Origin of the sequence: Enterobacter sp. C6, from assembly GCF_008122455.1 — a bacterium.
In the GTDB taxonomy this organism is placed as follows: Bacteria; Pseudomonadota; Gammaproteobacteria; order Enterobacterales; family Enterobacteriaceae; genus Enterobacter; species Enterobacter pseudoroggenkampii.
This window is the reverse complement of record NZ_QPFW01000245.1, coordinates 60,528-83,169: the sequence shown is the minus strand read 5'-3', so window position 1 is coordinate 83,169 and position 22,642 is coordinate 60,528. Positions and strand designations below refer to the sequence as shown.

Below are 22,642 nucleotides of genomic sequence, written 5' to 3'. Positions count from 1 at the left end.
GGTCTCCCCATGTGAGAGTAGGGAACTGCCAGGCATCAAACAAGTGAAGAGGCCATCCGAAAGGATGGCCTTTTTGCGTTTATGCGCCAAAAAAACGGCAGGCCGGGTAAGGCAAGCCGCCACCCGGCACGTCAGACCGCACTCCACGTCACAATAAAGCCCGCAATCCCATCCACATCATTTAAGTCCAGCACCGGAACCTCAAGCGGCAATACCACATCACTGGCCACCGCAATCACATGCTCATCCAGCGTTAACTCGCTGAAATCATGCCCGGCATCGCTTCTGAACAGCAGGATCTTAGGCACTGCCTCATGCTTAAATCCTTCAATCAGCACCAGATCCAGGGTGGAATGATCCATCCGACTGACCAGATAAGCGAGATCCAGCGGCGCCTCGTCCGGCGTTTCTGTCATTAACGCCCAGCGCTGAGGACTTGCTACCATCGTTTGTGCTGCTCCGGCCTTACGCAGCTCATAGCTGTCTTTTCCTGGCGTATCGATATCCATGTTGTGATGACTATGCTTAATCAATCCAGGACGAAGGCCTATGGCACACAGCGCGGGTATCAGCTTTTTCAGCAGCGTGGTTTTCCCGGTCCCACTCCATGCGGAAATGGCTAAAAGAGGTATCATTTTTTCTCCTGCATCATCTGCAAATCTTCATGCGTGTTCACGTTCACAAACGCTGATTTCACATCGCTAAAATCAACGGAATGGCCACCAGACTCACGCATGAAGACCATCACCCTGCGCTCTCCCGCAGCCAGATAGCTCTGCAGAGCAGGCGCTAGCGAACGATGCATCAACGCGACAGCAGGATGGTCACGCTCGCCGTCATGTACCCAAACCACAGGAGCTGTACCACGAAGCAGGAGCAGACGCTCGACAAGACAGGAGGGAATAAACGGCGTATCGCAAGGGCAGAAGATAAACCACTCTCCGTGCGACTGTTGCATGACCGAAAGCATACCGGCAAGCGGTCCCGGGTAATTCTCAAGGCTATCCTGATAAACGGCGTACCCGCTGCGTCGGTAAGTGTCGATATGCCTGTTCGCGCTGATGGCCATTGCCGTCACCTGGCCGGCAAGCGTATCGGCGACATGCTGCCACAAGGGCTTTCCATTAAGAAGCTGAAGCCCCTTATCTTTACCGCCCATTCGCGTTGCTCTGCCGCCTGCCAGAACGACCCCGATGATTTCCTGGCTAACATTCACGAATATCGCCTCTTTTATTGTGGGATTGACCCTGCTAACGTGTCACTCTAAATGAAAGGAGCACCACCATGAAATGTAAACGTCTGAATGAAGTTATTGAACTCCTCCAGCCCGCCTGGCAAAAAGAGCCAGAGCTAAATCTGATGCAATTTTTACAGAAACTGGCGAAAGAGTCAGGTTTTGACGGCGATCTGGCAGACCTTTCTGACGACATCCTGATCTACCACCTTAAAATGCGCGACTCCGCCAAAGATGCTGTTATTCCTGGTATTCAGAAAGATTATGAGGAAGATTTTAAGACCGCATTATTGCGCGCCCGAGGCGTAATTAAAGAGTAAAAGCTTGTAAGCGGCGGCACCGAAATCGCCACAAGATGATATCCTGAATCATTCGTATAATTTCCGGATGATCGGATGAACGACCAGGCTTTTACTTTCCAGACATTACACCCGGACACCATTATGGATGCCCTGTTTGAACAGGGTATTCGGGTGGATTCCGGGCTAACCCCATTAAACAGCTACGAAAACCGCGTCTATCAATTTCAGGACGAGGATCGTCAGCGCTTCGTCGTAAAGTTCTATCGTCCTGAACGCTGGTCCGCTGAACAAATTCAGGAAGAGCATCAGTTTGCTCACGATCTGCTGGATGACGATGTTCCCGTTGCCGCACCGCTAAAATTCAATAACCAAACGCTCCTCACGCACGAAGGGTATTACTACGCAGTATTCCCAAGCCTGGGTGGTCGTCAGTTTGAAGCGGATAATATCGATCAGATGGAATGGGTTGCCCGCTATCTTGGGCGTATCCACCAGACGGGACGCAAAAAAGCCTTTATTGCCCGTCCAACGATGGGGATTCAGGAATACCTCCTTGAACCGCGCGAACTATTCGAAACGTCTGCAATGATCCCCGCTGCGCTAAAGGATGATTTCCTCAACGCCACCGATAAGCTTATTGCTGCAGTGAAAACCTGCTGGCGCGATGATATTTCCGTTCTGCGCCTGCATGGCGATTGTCACGCCGGGAATATTCTCTGGCGTGATGGCCCGCTGTTTGTCGATCTCGATGATGCGCGTATGGGGCCAGCGGTTCAGGACCTGTGGATGCTGCTCAATGGCGACAAAGCCGAGCAACGCATGCAGCTTGAAACCATTATTGAAGCTTATGAAGAATTTAGCCCGTTTAATTCAGACGAAATTGCCCTGATTGAGCCTTTACGTGCGATGCGTTTTGTTTATTATCTCGCATGGTTAATCAGGCGTTGGGACGATCCGGCATTTCCTCGCAATTTCCCGTGGCTTACCGGAGAGGATTACTGGCGTAGCCAGATATCTACATTTACTGAGCAGGTTAAGGTTCTTCAGGAGCCCCCTCTGCAATTAACGCCGATGTATTAATTGGACACACCCAGGAGAGAGTTAATCATGAAAAAAATTTGGCTGGCGCTGGCAGGTATGATTCTGGCATTTAGCGCTTCTGCTGCGCAGTTTACCGACGGCAAACAGTTCATCACGCTGGACAAGCCGGTCGCTGGCGAGCCACAGGTTCTGGAGTTCTTCTCGTTCTATTGCCCACACTGCTATCAGTTCGAGCAGGTGCTGCATGTTTCTGACAACGTGAAGAAAAAGCTGCCGGAAGGCACCAAAATGACCAAGTACCACGTTGAGTTCCTGGGCCCATTGGGTAAAGACCTGACTCAGGCATGGGCGGTGGCGATGGCACTGGGCGTGGAAGATAAGATCACTTCGCCAATGTTTGAAGCCGTACAGAAAACCCAGACCGTTCAGACCACTGCGGATATCCGTAAAGTGTTCGTTGATGCGGGCGTGAAAGGTGAAGAGTACGATGCCGCATGGAACAGCTTCGTGGTGAAATCACTGGTTGCCCAGCAGGAAAAAGCGGCTGCTGATCTCCAGCTTCAGGGCGTTCCGGCGATGTTTGTTAACGGCAAATATCAGCTGAACATGCAGGGCATGGACACCAGCAGCATGGATATTTTCGTACAGCAGTATGCAGATACCGTGAAATACCTGGTTGAGAAGAAGTAATTTCGTTGATGTAAAAACGCCGGTCACTGACCGGCGTCTTTGTATGAAGATTTTATCTTGTCTATCTGTTCGTCTTTCTCTTTCCAGAGCGTATTAAGCCACTGCTGGAAACGACGTTTGAAGTTCTTATCGTTTACGTAATCACCGTGCAGTTCAGCGTCAATCGGAACCAGGTCGACGTGCACGACAATGCGCGTCAGTTTGCCGCTGAGCATATCGAAGAACGGCGTCCTGTCGTTTTCCGGATAGCAGAGCGTGACGTTAAGAAGTTTATCGAACTGTGCTCCCAGCACGTTAAGCGCCATCGCAATCCCCGCCGCTTTCGGCGGCAAGAGATGCTGATAAGGAGAGCGAGTTTGCTGGCGCTTCTCTTCCGTAAACCGGGAACCTTCAACAAAGTTCACGATGGTCGTAGGATGTGCACGAAACTTTTCACAGGAACGGCGCGTGGTCTCCACATCCTTACCGCGACGTTCCGGATGACGAATCAAATAGCTGCGCGAATAGCGTTTCATAAACGGCATATCGAGCGCCCAGCAGGCCAGCCCGATAAAAGGCACCCAGGCGAGCTGCTGTTTCAGGAAGTATTTGTTCATCGGGATGTGTTTGCGAAAAAGCACGCATAACACCACGATGTCCGCCCAGCTGTGGTGATTGCAGATCAGCAGGTACCAGTTCTTTTTGTTGAGACTCTCCAGCCCTTTGACATCCCACTTCAGATGCGGGTTAAGGCACAACAGGATCGCCAGCCCTTCGCACCAGCAATACATCATGAAGTTACAAAATGCGGACACGGCTCGCCACACCACGGGTACAGGCAGCAGCAGTTTAATGATCCCGGCGAGAATGATCGGCACGGAACAGGCGATCGTCACCAGAATAGTTAAAATGATGCTTAGCAGTAATGTTATTGCAGCGAGCAATCTCGACATGATGAGCTTTTTCAAATAGTTAGCTGTAAGTGAGCGACCGACTAGTCGACGCTGGGCGCTGATTTTACCAGAAAACAGACAAATGAATGGCGCTTTCACATGATGATTTGGCGGCTTTTACCCTGGCGCAGCAGATTTCTCTGGGGTTCTGCGCGAATCAAGGCTTATATCCACATAGACTAAATTGCCATCAGTTGGCCATATAGATAAGATCTGACAACATAACAGCATGATAATTAAGATCAAAATATTACCTCATATGTGTTTTTTGCGTCTGTTATTCATATGAAGTGAAAATATACACAAACTTATCCACAGTTTGATTTTTGCGAGCGATCCTCACGATCGCAAAATCTTTTCCTGTATCTGGCGCTAATAACTGATGTTTTCATCCTTCTGTGGCATCCTTTACCCATAAATTGATTAAAGGCACGGACATTATGGTTCAGATCCCAGAAAACCCTCTTATTCTCGTCGATGGCTCTTCTTACCTGTATCGGGCATACCATGCGTTTCCTCCTCTGACCAATAGCGCAGGGGAACCCACCGGCGCAATGTACGGCGTGCTGAACATGCTGCGCAGCCTGATCCTTCAGTATCAGCCAACCCATGCGGCCGTCGTCTTTGATGCGAAAGGTAAAACCTTCCGCGATGAGCTGTTTGAGCATTACAAATCCCACCGTCCGCCAATGCCTGACGATCTGCGTGCGCAGATTGAGCCGCTGCACGCCATGGTAAAAGCGATGGGGTTGCCGCTGCTGGCCGTCTCCGGCGTTGAAGCCGATGACGTCATCGGCACGCTGGCGCGTGAAGCCGAAAAAATGGGTCGTCCTGTGCTGATCAGCACCGGTGATAAAGATATGGCGCAGCTGGTAACGCCAGGTATCACCCTGATTAACACCATGACCAACACCATTTTGGGGCCAGAAGAAGTGGTCACTAAGTATGGCGTGCCGCCTGAGCTGATTATCGACTTCCTCGCGTTGATGGGCGACTCCTCGGATAACATCCCTGGTGTTCCTGGCGTTGGTGAGAAAACCGCGCAGGCGCTGCTTCAGGGGCTTGGCGGGCTGGATACGCTCTACGCCGAATCAGACAAAATCGCCGGGCTCTCCTTCCGTGGTGCAAAAACCATGGCCGGGAAGCTGGAAGAGAACAAAGAGGTGGCTTATCTCTCCTATAAGCTGGCAACCATTAAAACCGATGTCGAACTGGAGCTGGGCTGTGAGCAGCTGGAAGTGCAACAGCCTTCCGCTGACGATCTGCTGAGCCTGTTTAAGAAATACGAATTTAAGCGCTGGATCACTGACGTGGAAGCCGGCAAGTGGCTGCAGGCAAAAGGGGCGAAACCTGCGGCAAAGCCGAAGGAGACGATTGTCGTTGACGCAGAAGAGCAGGCGGAAGAAGAAGCCGTGGCGCTTTCCTTCGACAACTACGAAACCCTTCTTGAAGAGTCGCAGCTCATTGCCTGGATCGAAAAACTGAAAAAAGCGCCGGTCTTCGCCTTTGACACAGAAACGGACAGTCTCGATAACATTTCTGCCAATATGGTAGGCCTGTCATTTGCGACAGAACCTGGTCATGCGGCCTATGTTCCCGTTGCGCACGATTACCTGGATGCGCCGGAGCAGATCTCCCGTGAACGCGTGCTTGAGCTGCTGAAGCCGATCCTGGAAGACGAAAAGGCGCTTAAGGTTGGGCAAAACCTCAAGTACGATCGTGGCATTCTGCAAAACTACGGCATTGAACTGCGCGGGATCGCCTTCGACACCATGCTCGAATCCTACATTCTGGACAGCGTCGCGGGTCGCCATGATATGGATTCCTTATCTGACCGCTGGCTCAAGCACAAAACGATCACCTTCGAAGAGATTGCCGGCAAAGGGAAAAATCAGCTCACCTTTAACCAGATTGCTCTCGAAGAGGCAGGACGCTACGCGGCGGAAGACGCTGACGTCACGCTGCAGCTGCACCTGAAAATGTGGCCAAAACTGCAGAAGCACGAAGGTCCGCTGAACGTGTTCCAGCATATCGAGATGCCGCTGGTGCCCGTGCTGTCACGCATTGAACGTAACGGCGTGAAAATAGACCCAACGGTGCTGCATAACCACTCCGGGGAGCTGGCGCAGCGCCTGACCGAGCTGGAGCAAAAAGCGCATGAGCTTGCAGGCGAGCCGTTTAACCTTTCTTCACCGAAGCAGCTGCAAACCATCCTGTTTGAAAAGCAGGGCATCAAGCCGCTGAAGAAAACCCCTGGCGGTGCGCCGTCAACCTCTGAAGAGGTGCTGGAAGAGCTGGCGCTGGATTATCCGCTGCCGAAAGTGATTCTGGAGTACCGTGGTCTCGCGAAGCTGAAGTCTACCTACACTGATAAGCTCCCGCTGATGATCAACCCGAAAACGGGCCGCGTGCATACCTCATACCATCAGGCTGTCGCGGCGACCGGTCGACTCTCATCAACCGATCCCAACCTGCAGAATATCCCGGTACGTAACGAAGAAGGCCGTCGTATTCGCCAGGCTTTCATCGCTCCAGAGGATTATCTGATTGTCTCGGCGGACTACTCGCAAATTGAGCTGCGCATTATGGCGCACCTGTCCCGTGACAAAGGCCTGTTGAGCGCATTTGCCGAAGGGAAGGATATCCACCGGGCAACCGCGGCAGAAGTCTTCGGTTTGCCGCTGGACAGCGTGACCAACGAACAGCGCCGCAGCGCTAAGGCGATCAACTTCGGTCTGATTTACGGCATGAGTGCATTCGGGCTTTCGCGCCAGCTCAACATTCCGCGTAAAGAGTCGCAGAAGTATATGGATCTCTACTTCGAGCGTTATCCGGGGGTGCTGGAATATATGGAACGCACTCGCGCGCAGGCGAAGGAGAAAGGTTATGTCGAAACCCTTGATGGTCGCCGTCTCTACTTACCTGACATCAAATCCAGCAACGCGGCGCGTCGCGCTGGCGCAGAGCGTGCGGCGATCAACGCCCCGATGCAGGGTACCGCGGCGGACATTATTAAGCGTGCAATGATCGCCGTTGATGCCTGGCTGGAGAAAGAGAAGCCTCGCGTGAAAATGATCATGCAGGTACACGATGAACTGGTATTTGAAGTGCACAAAGAGGACCTCGACGCCGTGTCGAAGAAGATCCACGAACTGATGGAAAGCAGCATGACGCTTGACGTGCCGTTGCTGGTGGAAGTGGGAAGTGGTGAAAACTGGGATCAGGCTCACTAATGGTTCTTCGCATAACGCGCCTTTTATGTAAGTTTGCAACATAACAACGCGCGTTTTGTGACGATCATTAGAATTCCCTATGTAAAGAATGAAAAAAAACTACAAAAAGTGCTTTTTCTGCAGCACAAAAAGGGGTAGAGTTATCGGCGTAGGGTACAGAGGTAAGATGTTCTATCTTTCAGACCTTTTACTTCACGTAATCGGATTTGGCTGAATATTTTAGCCGCCCCAGTCAGTAATGACTGGGGCGTTTTTTATTGCGGCAAAGAAAAATTCAGGCAAAAAAAACGCGGCCATCGCCGCGCTCGGTATTACTCTTCTTCCGCTTCCGTCGCGGGTTCCAGCTCGCTAAACCAGGTGTCGAGCTTCTGACGCAGCTTGTCCACGCCCTGCTTTTTCAGCGAGGAGAACGGCTCAACCTGCACGTCACCGTTGAACGCCAGCACCGCTTCGCGAACCATATTCACCTGCGCTTTGCGCGCGCCGCTTGCCAGCTTATCGGCTTTCGTCAGCAGCACCAGCACGGCGATATCGCTTGCCACAGCCCAGTCGATCATCTGCTGATCCAGATCTTTCAGGGGATGGCGAATATCCATCAGCACCACCAGACCTTTCAGGCACAGGCGTTTTTCCAGGTATTCCCCCAGCGCACGCTGCCACTTGATTTTCATCTCTTCCGGTACCTGCGCGTAACCGTAGCCCGGTAAGTCGACCAGGCGTTTGCCCTCTGCGACTTCAAACAGGTTGATGAGCTGGGTACGGCCAGGTGTTTTTGAGGTACGCGCCAGGCTCTTCTGATTGGTCAGCGTATTCAGGGCGCTGGACTTCCCCGCATTGGAGCGGCCAGCAAAGGCCACTTCAATACCGGTATCAGAAGGGAGGTGGCGAATATCGGGCGCACTGGTGACAAAATGCGTCTGTTGGTAGTTCCAGGTAGTCACGTGGTCGTCTCCAAAATCGTAATCTGAGGGGGATTATACCTGAATGCAGGCAAAAGGCTTTTCTGATTGCCAGGACTTGTAGGCGAATGCCCCAACCAGTGTGAGAGATCGGCCAGAGAGGCTATGGGAGATTTCAGAGAATTCGCAGGCGTCAAAAAAGCCAAACTGTTTTAAATCATAAGCTTATTCCCGGGTAATTGTCTGAAAATCCCTTTTTGTACCGTTTCGTTGCTTGTTAGTTTAACGGAACAAGGTAAAGTGTGCGTCAGGGCGAGGAAGCCAACAGGATATCGACTTAAGGATTAGGGTCAGGAGCGCCAGGAGGCGAAGACGCAGGATTGTCAGGATGACCAGCGCCTGGAGGCGTTTAAACAGGAAAGGGAACCGTATCACGGACGGTATTAGCCAAGGGATAAACAGGGTTTGTTGTTGGCAAACACGGAATGTCTGACCCGCTAAGGGTTGTGAGTCAGGAAAAAAGGCGACAGATTGCTCTGTCGCCTTTTTTCTTTGCTTGCTTTCTGCTAGATTTCGCCGCAATTCTATACTGAAGAAAACGACTTAAAGATAAAACATCATGAAAAAACCAACCTCCGCTGCGGGCGCGAAACGCCCTGCAAAAGCACGCCGCAAAACGCGCGAAGAACTGAACCAGGAAGCGCGCGATCGCAAACGCGACAAAAAACATCGCGGTCATGCTGCGGGTAGCCGTGCCAACGGTGGTGGTGCAGCGGGCGCTTCTGCAAAAGGCAAACAGCAGAAAGATCCTCGTATCGGCAGTAAAACTCCCATTCCACTGGGCGTGACAGACACCCCGGTCACTAAGCAGCACAAACCAAAGAGCGAGAAACCTATGCTTTCACCGCAGGCTGAGCTGGATTTGCTGGAGAACGATGAGCGCCTGGACGCGCTGCTGGAACGTCTTGAAGAGGGTGAAACCCTGACCGCCGAAGAGCAGTCATGGGTGGATGCCAAACTGGATCGCATCGACGAGCTGATGCAGAAGCTGGGCCTGTCTTACGATGACGAAGACGACGAAGAAGAAGACGAAAAGCAGGAAGATATGATGCGTCTTCTGAAGGGTGGAAACTAACATTTGCACCCGGCAGGCACGATAGTCCTGCTTATAACCCTTCCGGTTATATGTTATCTGGTGTGGTTATTCGTTAAACTACGGCGGTTGTCGCGGCGACAGAAGTGGCTGCGCACCCGAGTGATGGCCCGCGATGGGGCCAGAACGGGCCGCCGTATACGAACGCGACACCAACGGAAGGAGTGAGCATGTCAGCACCAACTATCGACTGGGATTTGGCCCTAATCCAGAAATATAACTATTCCGGGCCGCGTTATACGTCATACCCCACCGCGCTGGAGTTCTCCGATGCCTTCGGAGAGCGTGATTTCCAGCAGGCTGTCGCGCGCTATCCTGAGCGTCCGCTGTCTCTCTACGTCCATATTCCGTTCTGCCATAAGCTGTGTTACTTCTGCGGCTGCAATAAAATCGTGACCCGTCAGCAGCATAAAGCCGACCAGTACCTTGATGCGCTCGAACAAGAAATTGTGCATCGCGCGCCGCTGTTTGCTGGCCGTCACGTCAGCCAGCTTCACTGGGGCGGCGGTACGCCAACCTATCTGAATAAAGCGCAAATAAGCCGCCTGATGACCCTGCTGCGCGGCAATTTCAGTTTTAACGCCGACGCTGAAATCTCGATCGAAGTCGATCCGCGTGAAATTGAGCTGGATGTACTGGATCACTTACGCGCCGAAGGCTTCAATCGTCTGAGCATGGGCGTGCAGGATTTCAATAAAGAGGTTCAGCGTCTGGTGAATCGCGAGCAGGACGAAGAATTTATCTTTGCCTTACTCAATCACGCGCGTGAGATTGGCTTCACCTCGACCAATATTGACCTGATTTACGGCCTGCCAAAGCAAACGCCGGAAAGCTTCGCCTTCACCCTGAAGCGCGTGGCCGAACTCAACCCGGACCGCCTGAGCGTCTTTAACTACGCGCATCTGCCGACGCTGTTTGCTGCCCAGCGCAAAATCAAAGATGCCGATCTGCCTTCTGCCCAGCAGAAGCTGGATATCCTGCAGGAAACGATCACCTCGCTGACCGAAACCGGCTATCAGTTTATCGGGATGGATCACTTTGCCCGTCCGGATGACGAACTGGCGATAGCTCAGCGCGAAGGGGTCCTGCACCGCAACTTCCAGGGCTACACGACCCAGGGCGATACCGATTTGCTGGGAATGGGCGTCTCCGCCATCAGCATGATTGGCGACTGCTACGCGCAAAACCAGAAAGAACTGAAGCTGTATTACCAGCAGGTTGATGAGACGGGCAACGCGCTGTGGCGCGGCATTGCATTAACGCGCGACGACTGTATCCGCCGCGATGTGATTAAGGCGCTTATCTGCAACTTCCGTCTCGATTTCAGCGACGTGGAAGCGCATTGGGAGCTGAACTTCAGCGATTATTTCGCAGAAGACCTGAAGCTTCTGGCGCCGCTGGCGAAAGATGGGCTGGTGGATGTGTCGGAGAGCGCGATTGAGGTCACGCCGAAAGGGCGTCTGTTGATCCGTAATATCTGCATGTGCTTCGACGCGTATCTGCGTCAGAAAGCGCGACTGCAGCAGTTCTCGCGGGTGATTTAAGCCGCAAAAGCGCAAACGTAGGCCGGGTAAGGCGAAGCCGCCACCCGGCTTTTACGTTCAACCCCGCTAGCTAAACAGCCCAACCAGCGCCGCACACAACATAGCCGCAACGGCGGTTTGTGGCGTGTGGCTTTCAGCGGCTCCGCTAGAGAGCATATTCACGATTGTTTCCAGCATGATGTTCACCCCCAATTTCCGGGCACGATCATACAAAACTCATCGGAACAGTAAAGCGCAAAATAACGGCGATTTGCGCTCAATTAATAACCTTTACACTTCGGGGACGATCACTCCATTCCCAGCTCTTTAAGCTTGCGCGTCAGGGTATTACGTCCCCATCCCAACAGGCGAGCGGCTTCCTGCTTGTGACCCTGCGTATGACGAAGCGCGGTAGTTAACAGCGTACGCTCCATCTCTGGCTGAGCTTCAGACAGCAGGTTTTGATGACCGGAACGCAACGCGCGGTCGGCCCACTGCGCCAGCAGCGTCGCCCAGCTGTCCGGCAGCGCGTGCCCGGTAGTGCTTTCAGGCGCGGTCGCTTCAAACAGCTCAGCGGGTAAATCCTGAATCAGCACTTCCTGCCCGGCGGCCATCACGGTTAACCAACGGCAGGTGTTTTCCAGCTGACGCACGTTGCCCGGCCACGCCAGGCGCGTCAGAGCGGCATCGGTTTCCGGGTGAAGCTGCTTGGCTTCCACACCCAGCTCGCGGGCGGCCACCTGCAGAAAATGACGCGCCAGGCGGGGAATATCTTCCCGACGCTCACGCAGCGGCGGCAGATGAACGCGGATGACGTTCAGGCGATGGAATAAATCCTCACGGAATTTCCCTTCCTGCACGCGTTGCTCCAGGTTCTGGTGGGTCGCGGCGATAATGCGCACGTCTACCTTCACCGGCGCATAGCCGCCCACGCGGTAAAACTGTCCGTCGGCCAGCACGCGCAGCAGGCGGGTCTGGACATCCAGCGGCATATCGCCAATTTCGTCCAGGAACAACGTGCCACCGTCAGCCTGTTCGAAACGCCCCTGACGAATGGTATTAGCGCCGGTAAATGCCCCTTTTTCATGGCCGAACAGTTCGGACTCAATCAAATCCTTCGGGATCGCCGCCATATTCAGAGCGATAAACGGCGCTTTTGCCCGCGGGCTGTGGCGATGCAATGCATGCGCCACAAGCTCTTTACCGGTTCCCGATTCACCGTTAATCAATACGCTGATGGACGAGCGGGACAAACGACCGATAATGCGAAACACGTCCTGCATCGCCGGCGCTTCGCCGATGATGTCTGTCGTTGGCCCAAAATCGGGTGCGTGGCGCGGCTGCTGCTGCTCCTGATAATGGCTAATCGCGCGCTCAACCAGCGCCACCGCTTCGTCAATATCAAACGGTTTGGGCAGGTAATCGAACGCCCCTTGCTGATAGGCGCTCACTGCGGCATCCAGATCGGAATGCGCGGTCATTATGATGACCGGAAGCATAGGGTGGCGTTGTTTGATCTGCTTTAACAGCGCCAGCCCGTCCATGCCCGGCATACGAATATCCGAAAGCAGAACATCCGGCGTTTTAGTGGTGAGTGCATCGAGCACTTCGCTGCCGCTCTCAAACGTCGTGCAGCTTAATCCTGCCCCTGTGAGCGCGCGTTCAAGCACCCAACGGATGGAGCTATCGTCATCGACTACCCAGACTATCCCTCGTTGCATAAACGTCACCTTTATTTTTTAATCGGCAGGAAAACCGAAAACTCGGTATGTCCCGGCCAACTGGTAAATTCAATTTTCCCGGAGTGTTGATCGATCAAACTGCGGGCAATGGATAAGCCCAGGCCGGTCCCGCCTTCGCGACCGCTTACCATCGGGTAGAACAGGGTATCCTGCAGATGCGATGGAATGCCGGGCCCGTTATCCTCAACGTCGATTCGGGCCGCCAGCCGGTAGCGCACGCCGTGTAACGTGAGCTGGAAGGCGGTGCGGGTGCGTAAAATAATCTCGCCCCCTTCAGGCCCCAGCGCCTGCAGGGCATTACGCACAATATTCAACAGGACCTGCTCAATCTGGTCCGGATCATGGGCCAGTTCCGGCAGGCTTGGGTCGTAATCACGTACCAGCGTGACGTTCTCCGGCAACTCCATTGAGACGAGCTTCACCACCCGTTCAGCCACTTTATGGATGCTTTCAGTGACGTGCATTCCCGGCTGCTGCGGACCAAGAAGACGGTCTACCAGATTTCGCAGACGGTCCGCCTGCTCAATGATGACGTTGGTGTACTCCGCCAGCGCGGGATCGGGGAGTGCCTTGGTCAGAAGCTGCGCCGCGCCGCGTAATCCACCCAACGGGTTTTTGATTTCATGCGCCAGACCGCGCACCAGGTCACGGGCGGCAATTTGCTGCGCATGCTGAAGCTGCTCCTGGCTCAGTCGACGCTGATTATCCATCGGCGCCATTTCCAGCAGGATCATCCCATCGGGAAGACGCTGCGCGGTCAGCGACAGAATGTGCGAGCGCCCGTCGATCACCAGCGTCACTTCGTTATCGGTAAACCCCTGGCCAGCCTGCAAACTTTCCTGCATCAGGCCAATATTCAGCGAAAAATAGCTCAGGAGTTCAGGAAGCGGGGTGCCGAACAGTTTACGTGCGCTTTGGGCGAGCAGCTGCTGCGCCGCCGGGTTGGCGTAATGAACGGCCAGCTCGTCATCGACCAGCAAAATGCTGTTAATCAAAGAATTGAGGATCTGCCCAGCATCGGGCAGCGTGCCAGTTGCCATTCAGCAGTCTCCTGGAGTTGTTGCACTGTTTTAGTGCAGTATAGCGTTTTCGGCGTAAATAGCGCGTGAGATCAGTTTGTTGGTGGAGAAAAAAGCCCATCCGGAGATGGGCTAAAAGTTTCCACGGCAACTACCCCCGGCGCTTGTCACGCCGGGTAAAACAACTTTATTAAACGCTGTAGTACAGCTCGAACTCAACCGGGTGTGGCGTCATACGCACACGGTCGTTCTCTTCAATACGCAGGGCGATGTAAGCGTCAATCGCTTCATCAGTGAACACACCACCTGCAGTCAGGAACTCGCGGTCTGCGTCCAGCGCCTGCAGGGCTTCTTCCAGAGAGCCAGCAACCTGTGGGATCTCTTTCGCTTCTTCTGGCGGCAGGTCGTACAGGTTTTTGTCCATCGCTTCGCCCGGGTGGATCTTGTTCTTAATACCGTCCAGACCGGCCATCAGCAGTGCTGCGAAGCACAGGTATGGGTTAGCCGCTGGATCCGGGAAGCGCACTTCGATACGACGTGCTTTAGGAGACGCCACCACAGGAATACGGATAGAAGCAGAACGGTTACGTGCAGAGTAGGCCAGCATCACTGGCGCTTCGTAGCCCGGGACCAGACGCTTGTAGGAGTTAGTGGTTGGGTTCGCCAGGGCGTTGATCGCTTTAGCGTGTTTGATAACACCACCGATGTAGTGCAGCGCCTGCTCGGACAGACCGGCATATTTGTCGCCAGAGAACAGGTTGGTACCGTTCTTGGACAGAGACATGTGGCAGTGCATACCGGAACCGTTATCGCCAAACATTGGTTTTGGCATGAAGGTCGCGGTTTTACCGAAACGGTGCGCAACGTTGTGCACAACGTATTTGTAAATCTGAATCTCATCAGCTTTCTTGGTCATGGTGTTAAAGCGGGTAGCGATTTCGTTCTGGCCAGCAGTCGCCACTTCGTGGTGGTGCGCTTCAACAACCAGGCCCATCTCTTCCATGATCATACACATGGTAGAACGGATGTCCTGTGAAGAATCGACCGGAGGAACCGGGAAGTAACCGCCTTTCACGCCAGGACGGTGACCTTTGTTACCACCTTCGTATTTGGTGGAAGAGTTCCATGCACCTTCGATGTCATCGATAGCCACGTGGGAACCAGAAATTGAAGCGCCGAAACGGATGTCGTCAAACAGGAAGAACTCTGGCTCTGGTCCGAACAGAACGGTGTCTGCGATGCCGGTAGAACGCAGGTACTCTTCAGCACGTTTTGCGATAGAACGTGGGTCACGGTCGTAGCCCTGCAGCGTGCCTGGCTCGAGGATGTCGCAACGGATGATCAGGGTTGGTTCTTCGAAGAACGGGTCAATGAGCGCAGTGGTCGCGTCCGGCATCAGAACCATGTCGGATTCGTTAATGCCTTTCCAGCCACCAATGGAGGAGCCGTCAAACATTTTGCCTTCTTCGAAGAATTCGGCGTTCACCTGATGAGCAGGGATTGTGACGTGCTGTTCTTTACCTTTGGTATCGGTGAAGCGCAGATCAACAAACTTCACTTCATGTTCGTTCAGCATCGTCAAAACGTGTTCAGCGGACATACTTAACTCTCCAGATTGGTCATTGTCGTCGTGGTAACGAGGTCTTCAATTTCTGTTTGTACTGGCTGGTGCCATGTATTTTTTATAAAGCGAAATCTGTGCCAACTTTTAAAACACCCCAAAAAGGCGTTATCATGCGCACCATAGTGCAAAAGGGCTGCACCACGATGGATTTGTTGCACCAGTATAGTGCTTCAATGTGAACATTGAGCACCATATTGGTGCAATTTACGTTAAAGAGCCCTTTTACCGCTCCGTGAAAGCGATCACAAAGCATCCCTGCATGACTTGTTTGCGGGGGATGTTTGTGATCCTGTTTTGTAGTGCGATTAATCCGTGTACAATAACGCGCTATTTCTAAATGCCTGAGGCAAAGTTGTGATCGAAAATTTGCGTAACATCGCCATCATCGCGCACGTAGACCATGGTAAAACTACCCTGGTTGACAAGCTGCTGCAGCAATCCGGTACGTTTGATGCGCGTGCCGAAACCCAAGAACGCGTGATGGACTCCAACGATTTGGAGAAAGAGCGTGGGATTACCATCCTCGCGAAAAACACCGCGATTAAATGGAATGACTACCGTATCAACATCGTTGATACCCCAGGGCACGCCGACTTCGGTGGTGAAGTTGAACGTGTAATGTCCATGGTAGACTCCGTTCTGCTGGTCGTTGACGCAATGGATGGCCCAATGCCACAGACGCGCTTCGTGACCAAAAAAGCTTTTGCCCATGGTCTGAAGCCAATCGTTGTTATCAACAAAGTTGACCGCCCTGGCGCGCGTCCTGACTGGGTTGTTGACCAGGTCTTCGACCTGTTCGTTAACCTCGACGCGACCGACGAGCAGCTGGACTTCCCTATCGTTTACGCCTCTGCGCTGAACGGTATCGCAGGTCTGGACCACGAAGACATGGCTGAAGACATGACCCCGCTGTATCAGGCGATTGTTGACCGTGTTCCTGCGCCAAACGTCGATCTCGACGGTACCCTGCAGATGCAGATCTCTCAGCTCGACTACAACAACTACGTTGGCGTAATCGGCATTGGTCGTATCAAGCGCGGTAAAGTGAAGCCTAACCAGCAGGTTACTATCATCGATAGCGAAGGCAAAACCCGTAACGGTAAAGTTGGTAAAGTGCTGACTCACCTGGGTCTTGAGCGTATCGAGAGCGACATCGCTGAAGCGGGCGACATTATCGCTATCACCGGTCTGGGTGAACTGAACATCTCCGACACCATCTGCGATCCGCAGAACGTCGAAGCGCTGCCAGCCCTGTCCGTTGATGAACCAACCGTATCCATGTTCTTCAACGTCAACACCTCTCCGTTCTGTGGTAAAGAAGGTAAGTTCGTTACCTCTCGTCAGATCCTTGACCGCCTGAACAAAGAGCTGGTGCACAACGTTGCGCTGCGCGTTGAAGAAACCGAAGACGCTGATGCATTCCGCGTTTCGGGTCGTGGTGAGCTGCACCTGTCTGTTCTGATCGAAAACATGCGTCGTGAAGGTTTCGAAATGGCGGTTTCCCGTCCGAAAGTAATCTTCCGCGAAATCGACGGCCGTAAACAAGAGCCGTTCGAAAACGTGACGCTGGACGTTGAAGAGCAGCACCAGGGTTCTGTGATGCAGGCTCTGGGTGAGCGTAAAGGCGATCTGAAAAACATGAATCCAGATGGCAAAGGCCGCGTACGTCTCGACTACGTGATCCCAAGCCGTGGCCTGATCGGCTTCCGTTCAGAGTTCATGACCATGACCTCCGGTACCGGTCTGCTGTACTCCACCTTCAGCCACTACGACGACGTTCGTCCGGGCGAAGTGGGCCAGCGTAACAACGGCGTGCTGATCTCCAACGGTCAGGGTAAAGCGGTTGCGTTTGCGCTGTTCGGTCTGCAGGATCGCGGTAAGCTGTTCCTGGGTCACGGTGCTGAAGTTTATGAAGGCCAGATCATCGGTATTCACAGTCGTTCTAACGACCTGACCGTAAACTGCCTGACCGGTAAGAAACTGACCAACATGCGTGCGTCCGGTACTGACGAAGCAACGGTTCTGGTTCCACCGATCAAGATGACTCTGGAGCAGGCTCTGGAATTCATCGATGATGACGAACTGGTAGAAGTGACTCCACAGTCAATTCGTATCCGTAAACGTCACCTGACCGAGAACGATCGTAAACGTGCTATGCGCGGTGCGAAAGAAGACTAATACGGTCAATCTATAGGCCGGGTAAGCGCACGCGCCACCCGGCAGGTAAAAAGCCGCTGATCCCTCAGCGGCTTTTTTATTCGATGATCGCCAGAATTCTTCATTACCCGGGGACGTTATGTCCCAACGCTATCTTTTTCCTGCGAAATTCACGGATTAGGGTAACTCTGCTCCATTTATCACGAACACCCGATCTGCCGATGAAATCGTGGTTTCGCGATGCGCGATAATAATCCTCGTAATGTTCATCGCCTGTATAGACTGATTGACCTGACTTTCACTGGTTTTATCAAGGTGGCTGGTCGCCTCGTCCATGAATAAAATACCCGGTTTACGGTATAATGCCCGGGCAATATAAATCCGCTGTTTTTGACCGCCGGACAACCCTTCCCCAAGTTCACCAATCAGTGTCTCGTAACCCATTGGTAGCTTTAAAATGTCATTATGAATATGGCTTGCGATAGCGCATTGCACCATCCACTGCTCGTCAATGTCAGGCCGAAAACCGGCGATATTCTCTTTGATTGAGCCTGAAAACAGCTTATCTTCCTGCATGATACAGGCAATGCGTTCAGCATAATGCTCGAAACCAAGTTGCTTAATATCAATGCCATTAATTCGGACGCAGCCGTTCGACGGTTCGAATAAACCGCACAACACTTTCATCAAGGTGCTTTTACCTGAACCCGATACGCCCGTAATAGCAATACTCTCTCCGGCATGAATGGTCAGATTCAGTTTGCTGAAGATAGGGTCCGCATGGTTATCATAACGGTAAGTCAGATCCTGAGTTTCGAGCGTTAAGGCTCCGTGTGGTAAACGCAGCGGGCTGGTGGCCGTTGAAGAAGATGCTTCCTGCAGCGCAATATCGGCAACGCGTTCATTGTGTAAGTTGATGATCTTCAGCTGAATGATAAAGTTGATCAGGGCATTTATTCGGTCATAGAACTGACTCCTGAAGGTGTTAAATGCGATAAACATACCGATGGTTAAATGACTATCCATCATCAGCCTGCCGCTAACCCACAGGATAACAATTTGGTCGCAGGCGGCGATAAAAGAGACGACGCCACCAAAGAAAAGATCCATTCGCGTCAAACGAATGCCTGTATTGACCTTATCTGAAAAAAGATTAAACCAGTTATTGATTCTCAGGTCAGTCATCCCCTGAATCTTAATCGTCGCGATACCGTACAGGGTTTCCATAAAATAAGAATTAAGGCGTGCTTCCTTGATTAACTCTTCTTCGGATAGCTGGCGATAGTATCGATAGGTAGCAAACCGAATGAAGGTGTATATTGCGGTAAAAGAGACCACTATCATGCTGAGCTGCAGGTTGTATAAAAACATCATTACCAGCAAACCCATGAGCATTAGCGTATCAATAATGCTACCAGTCAAACCTGTGGTAAAAGTGGCCCGTATAACATCAAGCGAGTGGAAGCGAGACTGAATGTCCCCCAGTTTGCGTCTTTCAAAATAGGTGGTCGGTAGCTTAATAAGGTGAGAAAAGAGGCTAAAACTCCACTGGACGTCGATGAGTGTTCCCAGTATCAGCGTGGTCCAGGAGCGTATGACACTGACCGTCAAACGTAACAGAATCAGAATAAACAACCCAAGACAGATGATATTAAGTAAACCGTAATCTCCGGATGCAATCACATTATCCGTGACTAATTGTGTCCCCACTGGCATTAGCAGGCTGATCAACTCAATCACCAGCGATAAGAAAAATACCTTCGTCAGTGAAGTTATCAGTCCATTGATATTCTTTAATAACGTGGTCGCTTTTAACCTGTTTTGCTTCTTTTGAACTGAGAAAGTGGTTCCCGGCCATACCTCAAGCACAACACCAGTAAAATGTTGGGACAATTCGGGCATGCTAATCACCCGTCGTCCAAACGCAGGGTCGTGGATCACCGCGCTGTTCTTATCGACCTTAATCAGTACGACAAAATGGTTAAAATCCCAATGCAATATGCAGGGCTTACGCACGTCATGTAATTCCTGAAGGTCCACGGACAATGCGCGTGACGACATCTCCAGTTCACTGGCAATTGCTTTTATCGCATTGAGGTTGACCCCACGTGATGACAAATTGAATTGTTGCCGGAGTTGCAGTAGATCCACCTGCTTGCCATAAAAACTGCATATCATTGAAAGACAGGCTAGGCCACATTCGGACGCTTCGGTTTGAAAGACAACTGGGATGCGTTTAAATATTTTCAGATCCAACTTGCGCAGCAGCGTCTCAAGTGTATAAAGATTATTCATTACCTGCGTCCGTTACGCTCATTTTCATTTCGTAAAATGGCGATAATAACCACTCATAGATATGTCTCTTTTCAAGGAAAAGAGAAATCTGCGCTTTGGCTCCCTGGCTCAGTGAGAGTTGTTTTCCATGAACTTGCACAGACTGTAGGTCAGGTTTGATCATGATTTTGTACCAGGACTTTTTATCGTCATAGAATTCATGTGCGATGGTCTGCTTTGACAGGAGTTCTGGCTTCGATGCCGGAAGCCTGGATATTGCTGATATTGATGCCCTGAACTGACCAAATTTTTCATAAGGAAAGGCGTCGTAACTAACATTAACGCGCTGGCCAATCGCCAGATAAGGAAGAACTTCATCCGGAACCCAGGTTTCGAGATAGCATGGAGAATGGATATTCTGCTGAACTCGCGCCAGTACATCGCCTGCGCCGATCATCTTACCTTGCGCCGTATTGATGGAGTCGATTAAGCCATCGGCTGTTGCCACGATGACATAATTACCTTCCGCTTCTGTATTTAACTTTTCTTTTTGCAGTTCGTATATTTTTTGCTCAAGCTGGTAAATCTGTTGGTCATAATCAGCGCTCTGGGACTGGATTTGCTGATTGAGCGCATCGATCTGAACCTGGTCCTGTGATTTTCTGGCGACCAGGTCAGAAACATTGCTCTGCTGTTGATAGAGTAGTGCGTTTTGACTGCTCATCTGGTCTTTGGTGACCAGACCTTTTTCCTGATAACCACGGTAATCGTTAACGTTCTTCTCAATCTGATGCAGTTCCCGCTCAGCCTGCACCAGTAGCCCAGATGAGGTATTAAAACTGGACTGATAATGATCTTTTTGAGTCGTCAGCGCGTTGAGCGTACGGTTTTTCGAAGAGTTCAAATTTGCCATCATTACGCTGATACTCTTTATCTGTAGCGCGATCTCCTTTTTTTTATTCTCATCAACCAGGCCTGATTGCGTCGATACACCTGAATGAATGAGAAAGAGGGCGTCACCTTTTTTTACGCGATCGCCTTCATTAACAAAACTCTGCACGACTGTACCCTGCATTGATGCAGAGATATTCACCGAGCCAGGGAAAGTGGTTATTTCACCGTGAACGATGACGCGACGGGTGTAGGAACCTTTGGTAATAAAAATAGAAATGGAAGCAATAAAAAAAATGCTGAGCAATATAATAAAAGCAAAAGGGATGCCCGGCAGAAGAACGGCTTTCCCTTCCCACCGGGTACTCTGATATTCAATAGCTTCCTTGCGAAACATATCTGGCCTCCTGCGGGGTGGAAATAGCCGCCAAATATCAGCGGCTATGAGTTATAATGGTTCAGGAATTAATGTCTACCGTGATCATTACCCTGGCGGCCACCGCCACTTTTCGAACCACCATTACCTTTTGATGAACCACCGCTTTTACCACCAACGTTAACCGAGCAACCACCGCTAAAGGATGTGCTTTCAGAGTGAGAACCATCTTTGTTAGTGGTGCTGGTGTGAGAATAGCTGCCATTACAACCAGCGCTACCACCACCGAACATCCCACCAATCGCACTACCGATAGAACCCCACATTCCTGCACCGCTGACGTTACTTAATTCACTTTCATTGAGTTCACGCATTATTAATTTTCCTTGCAATAGTGAGCAAAAGGTATACCCATAATATCCATAGACTTTTTCCATACCATTTCACCATCCGTGAATGAAATGTTTTTTACGCCAAAACGCGTAAAATCCTTTTCGCTGTACGTCGACAGACCTGTGTCTGGATCACCAATATTTTCTTTTTGCCCGCAAAGTGGCATCATCCATGACACATTTATATCTTTGTAGAATGCTTTATCCGTTTTTCTTATTTCTGAGAAAATGCGATCTGTTATCGCTGTGTCTGTATTGATTTCTCCGTTAACCGTAGTTGTTAACTTATTGTCATCAGAATTAGGCGACCCATGGAAACCAATAATGGAACCATAGTTGATGATTTTGTTTTTTGCCGCTGGGAAAAGATAGTTAGCACAGGAAGAAAGGCATAATCGCCTGACCTCAATGTTAATTTCTTTATCATGAATAACTTGTGCTATTTTTATTGCAGTTTCGACATCGCCACCACCACTGTTTATGGATATCGTTCTGACAGGGATAAGGTTTTTTCTGATAAGCCCCACAATGATTTTGTCATCATCTTTGGATATGTTTCCGTCGATATATAACGTATCAAAAACGAGGTGGGTTGAAAGTTTTGGTTCAAGCCCTTGCTTCACAATCAGTTGGCTAGAGAGTTGATATAAAATATCTCTGCTGGCTTTTTTAAATCGGTAGGCATTGTATGAATAAATAGCGAATGCGCAGAGTATTGCTATTAATACGGCACTGAGGACGTATCCCTTTTTAATCTTCACGAAAGTGCAGCTCCATGTGTAAAGTAATGTAAACTTAGCATTATAAAAAAGAAGATAAATAGAGTATTTGTATCTAAATGTAAATTTAAGTAAAGTAAACTTGTTGCAATTTCTCGCAAAGCCGCGAGAAATGGGATTGCCATGGAAAAAACTGGGGGAATATGGTGATGAGAAAAAGCTTATGGAAGCGTTTTTCTATAATTTTTTGCAAAATGAACTAAAACGTATATCTTCGCAAAAACGCACTTAAATAAAACTCATCCCAGCCTATCGCCCGAAAGCCAATATCATCTTCCCGGGCTAAATTTTTGTTCTTCATACTGCTCCCTCTCAGCTGAATCTCGTGCATAGCCAAACTTTATCTTTCCCGCTACAGTTACCTCTCCACGGCGAGCAGGA

Annotated in this window: 19 protein-coding genes; 7 read left to right on the top strand and 12 right to left on the bottom strand. The window is 51.1% G+C overall.

What is annotated here, in order from left to right:
- Positions 1-131: 131 nt before the first annotated feature.
- On the bottom strand, positions 132-635 hold the full coding sequence (gene mobB / locus DOU50_RS19625; RefSeq protein WP_148769971.1) for a molybdopterin-guanine dinucleotide biosynthesis protein MobB: 504 nt from the start codon (positions 633-635) through the stop codon (positions 132-134).
- Positions 632-1,216, bottom strand: a complete 585-nt coding sequence (gene mobA / locus DOU50_RS19620; protein WP_024909224.1) for a molybdenum cofactor guanylyltransferase MobA — start codon at positions 1,214-1,216, stop codon at positions 632-634. The genes mobB and mobA overlap by 4 nt, the downstream gene beginning before the upstream one ends.
- A gap of 68 nt (positions 1,217-1,284) precedes the next feature.
- Between mobA and DOU50_RS19615 the strand changes: the two genes are divergently transcribed.
- From DOU50_RS19615 to dsbA, 3 genes are all read left to right on the top strand, one after another.
- Positions 1,285-1,554, top strand: coding sequence for a YihD family protein (locus tag DOU50_RS19615; RefSeq protein WP_008501866.1), 270 nt, complete (start codon positions 1,285-1,287; stop codon positions 1,552-1,554).
- Positions 1,555-1,629: 75 nt separating this feature from the next.
- Positions 1,630-2,616 (top strand): serine/threonine protein kinase, encoded by a 987-nt coding sequence (locus DOU50_RS19610; protein WP_024909223.1) that lies wholly within the window; start codon positions 1,630-1,632, stop codon positions 2,614-2,616.
- A 27-nt stretch (positions 2,617-2,643) separates the two neighbouring features.
- On the top strand, positions 2,644-3,267 hold the full coding sequence (gene dsbA, locus DOU50_RS19605) for a thiol:disulfide interchange protein DsbA (RefSeq protein ID WP_045909081.1): 624 nt from the start codon (positions 2,644-2,646) through the stop codon (positions 3,265-3,267).
- A 23-nt stretch (positions 3,268-3,290) separates the two neighbouring features.
- Here the strand turns inward: dsbA and DOU50_RS19600 are convergent, their stop codons facing one another.
- Entirely contained in the window at positions 3,291-4,199 is a 909-nt protein-coding gene (locus tag DOU50_RS19600) for an acyltransferase (RefSeq protein ID WP_148769969.1), read from the bottom strand.
- Positions 4,200-4,639: 440 nt separating this feature from the next.
- Here DOU50_RS19600 and polA point away from each other — a divergent pair, with 440 nt between their 5' ends.
- On the top strand, positions 4,640-7,432 hold the full coding sequence (gene polA, locus DOU50_RS19595) for a DNA polymerase I (protein ID WP_148769967.1): 2,793 nt from the start codon (positions 4,640-4,642) through the stop codon (positions 7,430-7,432).
- A 311-nt stretch (positions 7,433-7,743) separates the two neighbouring features.
- Here polA and yihA read toward each other — a convergent pair whose 3' ends face one another.
- Positions 7,744-8,373: a ribosome biogenesis GTP-binding protein YihA/YsxC gene (yihA, locus tag DOU50_RS19590; RefSeq protein WP_023309768.1), complete on the bottom strand. Its 630-nt coding sequence runs from the start codon at positions 8,371-8,373 to the stop codon at positions 7,744-7,746.
- A 577-nt stretch (positions 8,374-8,950) separates the two neighbouring features.
- On the opposite strand from yihA, the gene yihI reads away from it, so the two are divergent.
- Both yihI and hemN read left to right on the top strand, forming a co-directional pair.
- The gene (gene yihI / locus DOU50_RS19585) at positions 8,951-9,466 is read left to right on the top strand and encodes a Der GTPase-activating protein YihI (RefSeq protein WP_014885763.1); all 516 of its coding nucleotides are present in this window, start codon (positions 8,951-8,953) and stop codon (positions 9,464-9,466) included.
- Between the two features lie 188 nt (positions 9,467-9,654).
- On the top strand, positions 9,655-11,028 hold the full coding sequence (hemN, locus tag DOU50_RS19575; protein WP_148769965.1) for an oxygen-independent coproporphyrinogen III oxidase: 1,374 nt from the start codon (positions 9,655-9,657) through the stop codon (positions 11,026-11,028).
- Between the two features lie 66 nt (positions 11,029-11,094).
- On the opposite strand, the gene DOU50_RS19570 is transcribed toward hemN, so the two are convergent.
- From DOU50_RS19570 to glnA, 4 genes are all read right to left on the bottom strand, one after another.
- Positions 11,095-11,205, bottom strand: coding sequence for a YshB family small membrane protein (locus DOU50_RS19570; RefSeq protein WP_023333898.1), 111 nt, complete (start codon positions 11,203-11,205; stop codon positions 11,095-11,097).
- Positions 11,206-11,315: 110 nt separating this feature from the next.
- Positions 11,316-12,728 (bottom strand): nitrogen regulation protein NR(I), encoded by a 1,413-nt coding sequence (gene glnG, locus DOU50_RS19565; protein ID WP_024909218.1) that lies wholly within the window; start codon positions 12,726-12,728, stop codon positions 11,316-11,318.
- An 11-nt stretch (positions 12,729-12,739) separates the two neighbouring features.
- Positions 12,740-13,789, bottom strand: a complete 1,050-nt coding sequence (glnL, locus tag DOU50_RS19560; RefSeq protein ID WP_023333897.1) for a nitrogen regulation protein NR(II) — start codon at positions 13,787-13,789, stop codon at positions 12,740-12,742.
- A 169-nt stretch (positions 13,790-13,958) separates the two neighbouring features.
- Positions 13,959-15,368, bottom strand: a complete 1,410-nt coding sequence (gene glnA, locus DOU50_RS19555; RefSeq protein WP_024909217.1) for a glutamate--ammonia ligase — start codon at positions 15,366-15,368, stop codon at positions 13,959-13,961.
- Between the two features lie 378 nt (positions 15,369-15,746).
- Between glnA and typA the strand changes: the two genes are divergently transcribed.
- Complete coding sequence (gene typA, locus DOU50_RS19550; protein WP_023331638.1) at positions 15,747-17,570, top strand: ribosome-dependent GTPase TypA; 1,824 nt, start codon at positions 15,747-15,749, stop codon at positions 17,568-17,570.
- A gap of 156 nt (positions 17,571-17,726) precedes the next feature.
- Here the strand turns inward: typA and DOU50_RS19545 are convergent, their stop codons facing one another.
- The 4 genes from DOU50_RS19545 to DOU50_RS19530 all read right to left on the bottom strand — a co-directional run bounded on the left by DOU50_RS19545 (position 17,727) and on the right by DOU50_RS19530 (position 22,243).
- The gene (locus DOU50_RS19545) at positions 17,727-19,844 is read right to left on the bottom strand and encodes a peptidase domain-containing ABC transporter (protein WP_024909216.1); all 2,118 of its coding nucleotides are present in this window, start codon (positions 19,842-19,844) and stop codon (positions 17,727-17,729) included.
- A complete protein-coding gene (locus tag DOU50_RS19540) occupies positions 19,837-21,111 on the bottom strand; it encodes an HlyD family secretion protein (protein ID WP_048989736.1) in 1,275 nt (424 codons plus the stop codon). The genes DOU50_RS19545 and DOU50_RS19540 overlap by 8 nt, the downstream gene beginning before the upstream one ends.
- 68 nt (positions 21,112-21,179) lie before the next feature.
- Complete coding sequence (locus DOU50_RS19535; RefSeq protein WP_023309759.1) at positions 21,180-21,464, bottom strand: hypothetical protein; 285 nt, start codon at positions 21,462-21,464, stop codon at positions 21,180-21,182.
- 2 nt (positions 21,465-21,466) lie between these two features.
- Positions 21,467-22,243 carry a hypothetical protein gene (locus tag DOU50_RS19530; protein ID WP_048989737.1) on the bottom strand — a complete coding sequence of 259 codons (777 nt, stop codon included), beginning with the start codon at positions 22,241-22,243 and terminating at the stop codon, positions 21,467-21,469.
- Positions 22,244-22,642: the final 399 nt, after the last annotated feature.

What these genes read in the sequence shown, in the direction of transcription:
- mobB (WP_148769971.1), bottom strand. Translation starts at nt 635, where the DNA reads ATGATACCTCTTTTAGCCATTTCCGCATGGAGTGGGACCGGGAAAACC.
- DOU50_RS19615 (WP_008501866.1), top strand. Translation starts at nt 1,285, where the DNA reads ATGAAATGTAAACGTCTGAATGAAGTTATTGAACTCCTCCAGCCCGCC.
- DOU50_RS19610 (WP_024909223.1), top strand. Translation starts at nt 1,630, where the DNA reads ATGAACGACCAGGCTTTTACTTTCCAGACATTACACCCGGACACCATT.
- dsbA (WP_045909081.1), top strand. Translation starts at nt 2,644, where the DNA reads ATGAAAAAAATTTGGCTGGCGCTGGCAGGTATGATTCTGGCATTTAGC.
- DOU50_RS19600 (WP_148769969.1), bottom strand. Translation starts at nt 4,199, where the DNA reads ATGTCGAGATTGCTCGCTGCAATAACATTACTGCTAAGCATCATTTTA.
- polA (WP_148769967.1), top strand. Translation starts at nt 4,640, where the DNA reads ATGGTTCAGATCCCAGAAAACCCTCTTATTCTCGTCGATGGCTCTTCT.
- yihI (WP_014885763.1), top strand. Translation starts at nt 8,951, where the DNA reads ATGAAAAAACCAACCTCCGCTGCGGGCGCGAAACGCCCTGCAAAAGCA.
- hemN (WP_148769965.1), top strand. Translation starts at nt 9,655, where the DNA reads ATGTCAGCACCAACTATCGACTGGGATTTGGCCCTAATCCAGAAATAT.
- DOU50_RS19570 (WP_023333898.1), bottom strand. Translation starts at nt 11,205, where the DNA reads ATGCTGGAAACAATCGTGAATATGCTCTCTAGCGGAGCCGCTGAAAGC.
- glnG (WP_024909218.1), bottom strand. Translation starts at nt 12,728, where the DNA reads ATGCAACGAGGGATAGTCTGGGTAGTCGATGACGATAGCTCCATCCGT.
- glnL (WP_023333897.1), bottom strand. Translation starts at nt 13,789, where the DNA reads ATGGCAACTGGCACGCTGCCCGATGCTGGGCAGATCCTCAATTCTTTG.
- glnA (WP_024909217.1), bottom strand. Translation starts at nt 15,368, where the DNA reads ATGTCCGCTGAACACGTTTTGACGATGCTGAACGAACATGAAGTGAAG.
- DOU50_RS19545 (WP_024909216.1), bottom strand. Translation starts at nt 19,844, where the DNA reads ATGAATAATCTTTATACACTTGAGACGCTGCTGCGCAAGTTGGATCTG.
- DOU50_RS19540 (WP_048989736.1), bottom strand. Translation starts at nt 21,111, where the DNA reads ATGTTTCGCAAGGAAGCTATTGAATATCAGAGTACCCGGTGGGAAGGG.
- DOU50_RS19535 (WP_023309759.1), bottom strand. Translation starts at nt 21,464, where the DNA reads ATGCGTGAACTCAATGAAAGTGAATTAAGTAACGTCAGCGGTGCAGGA.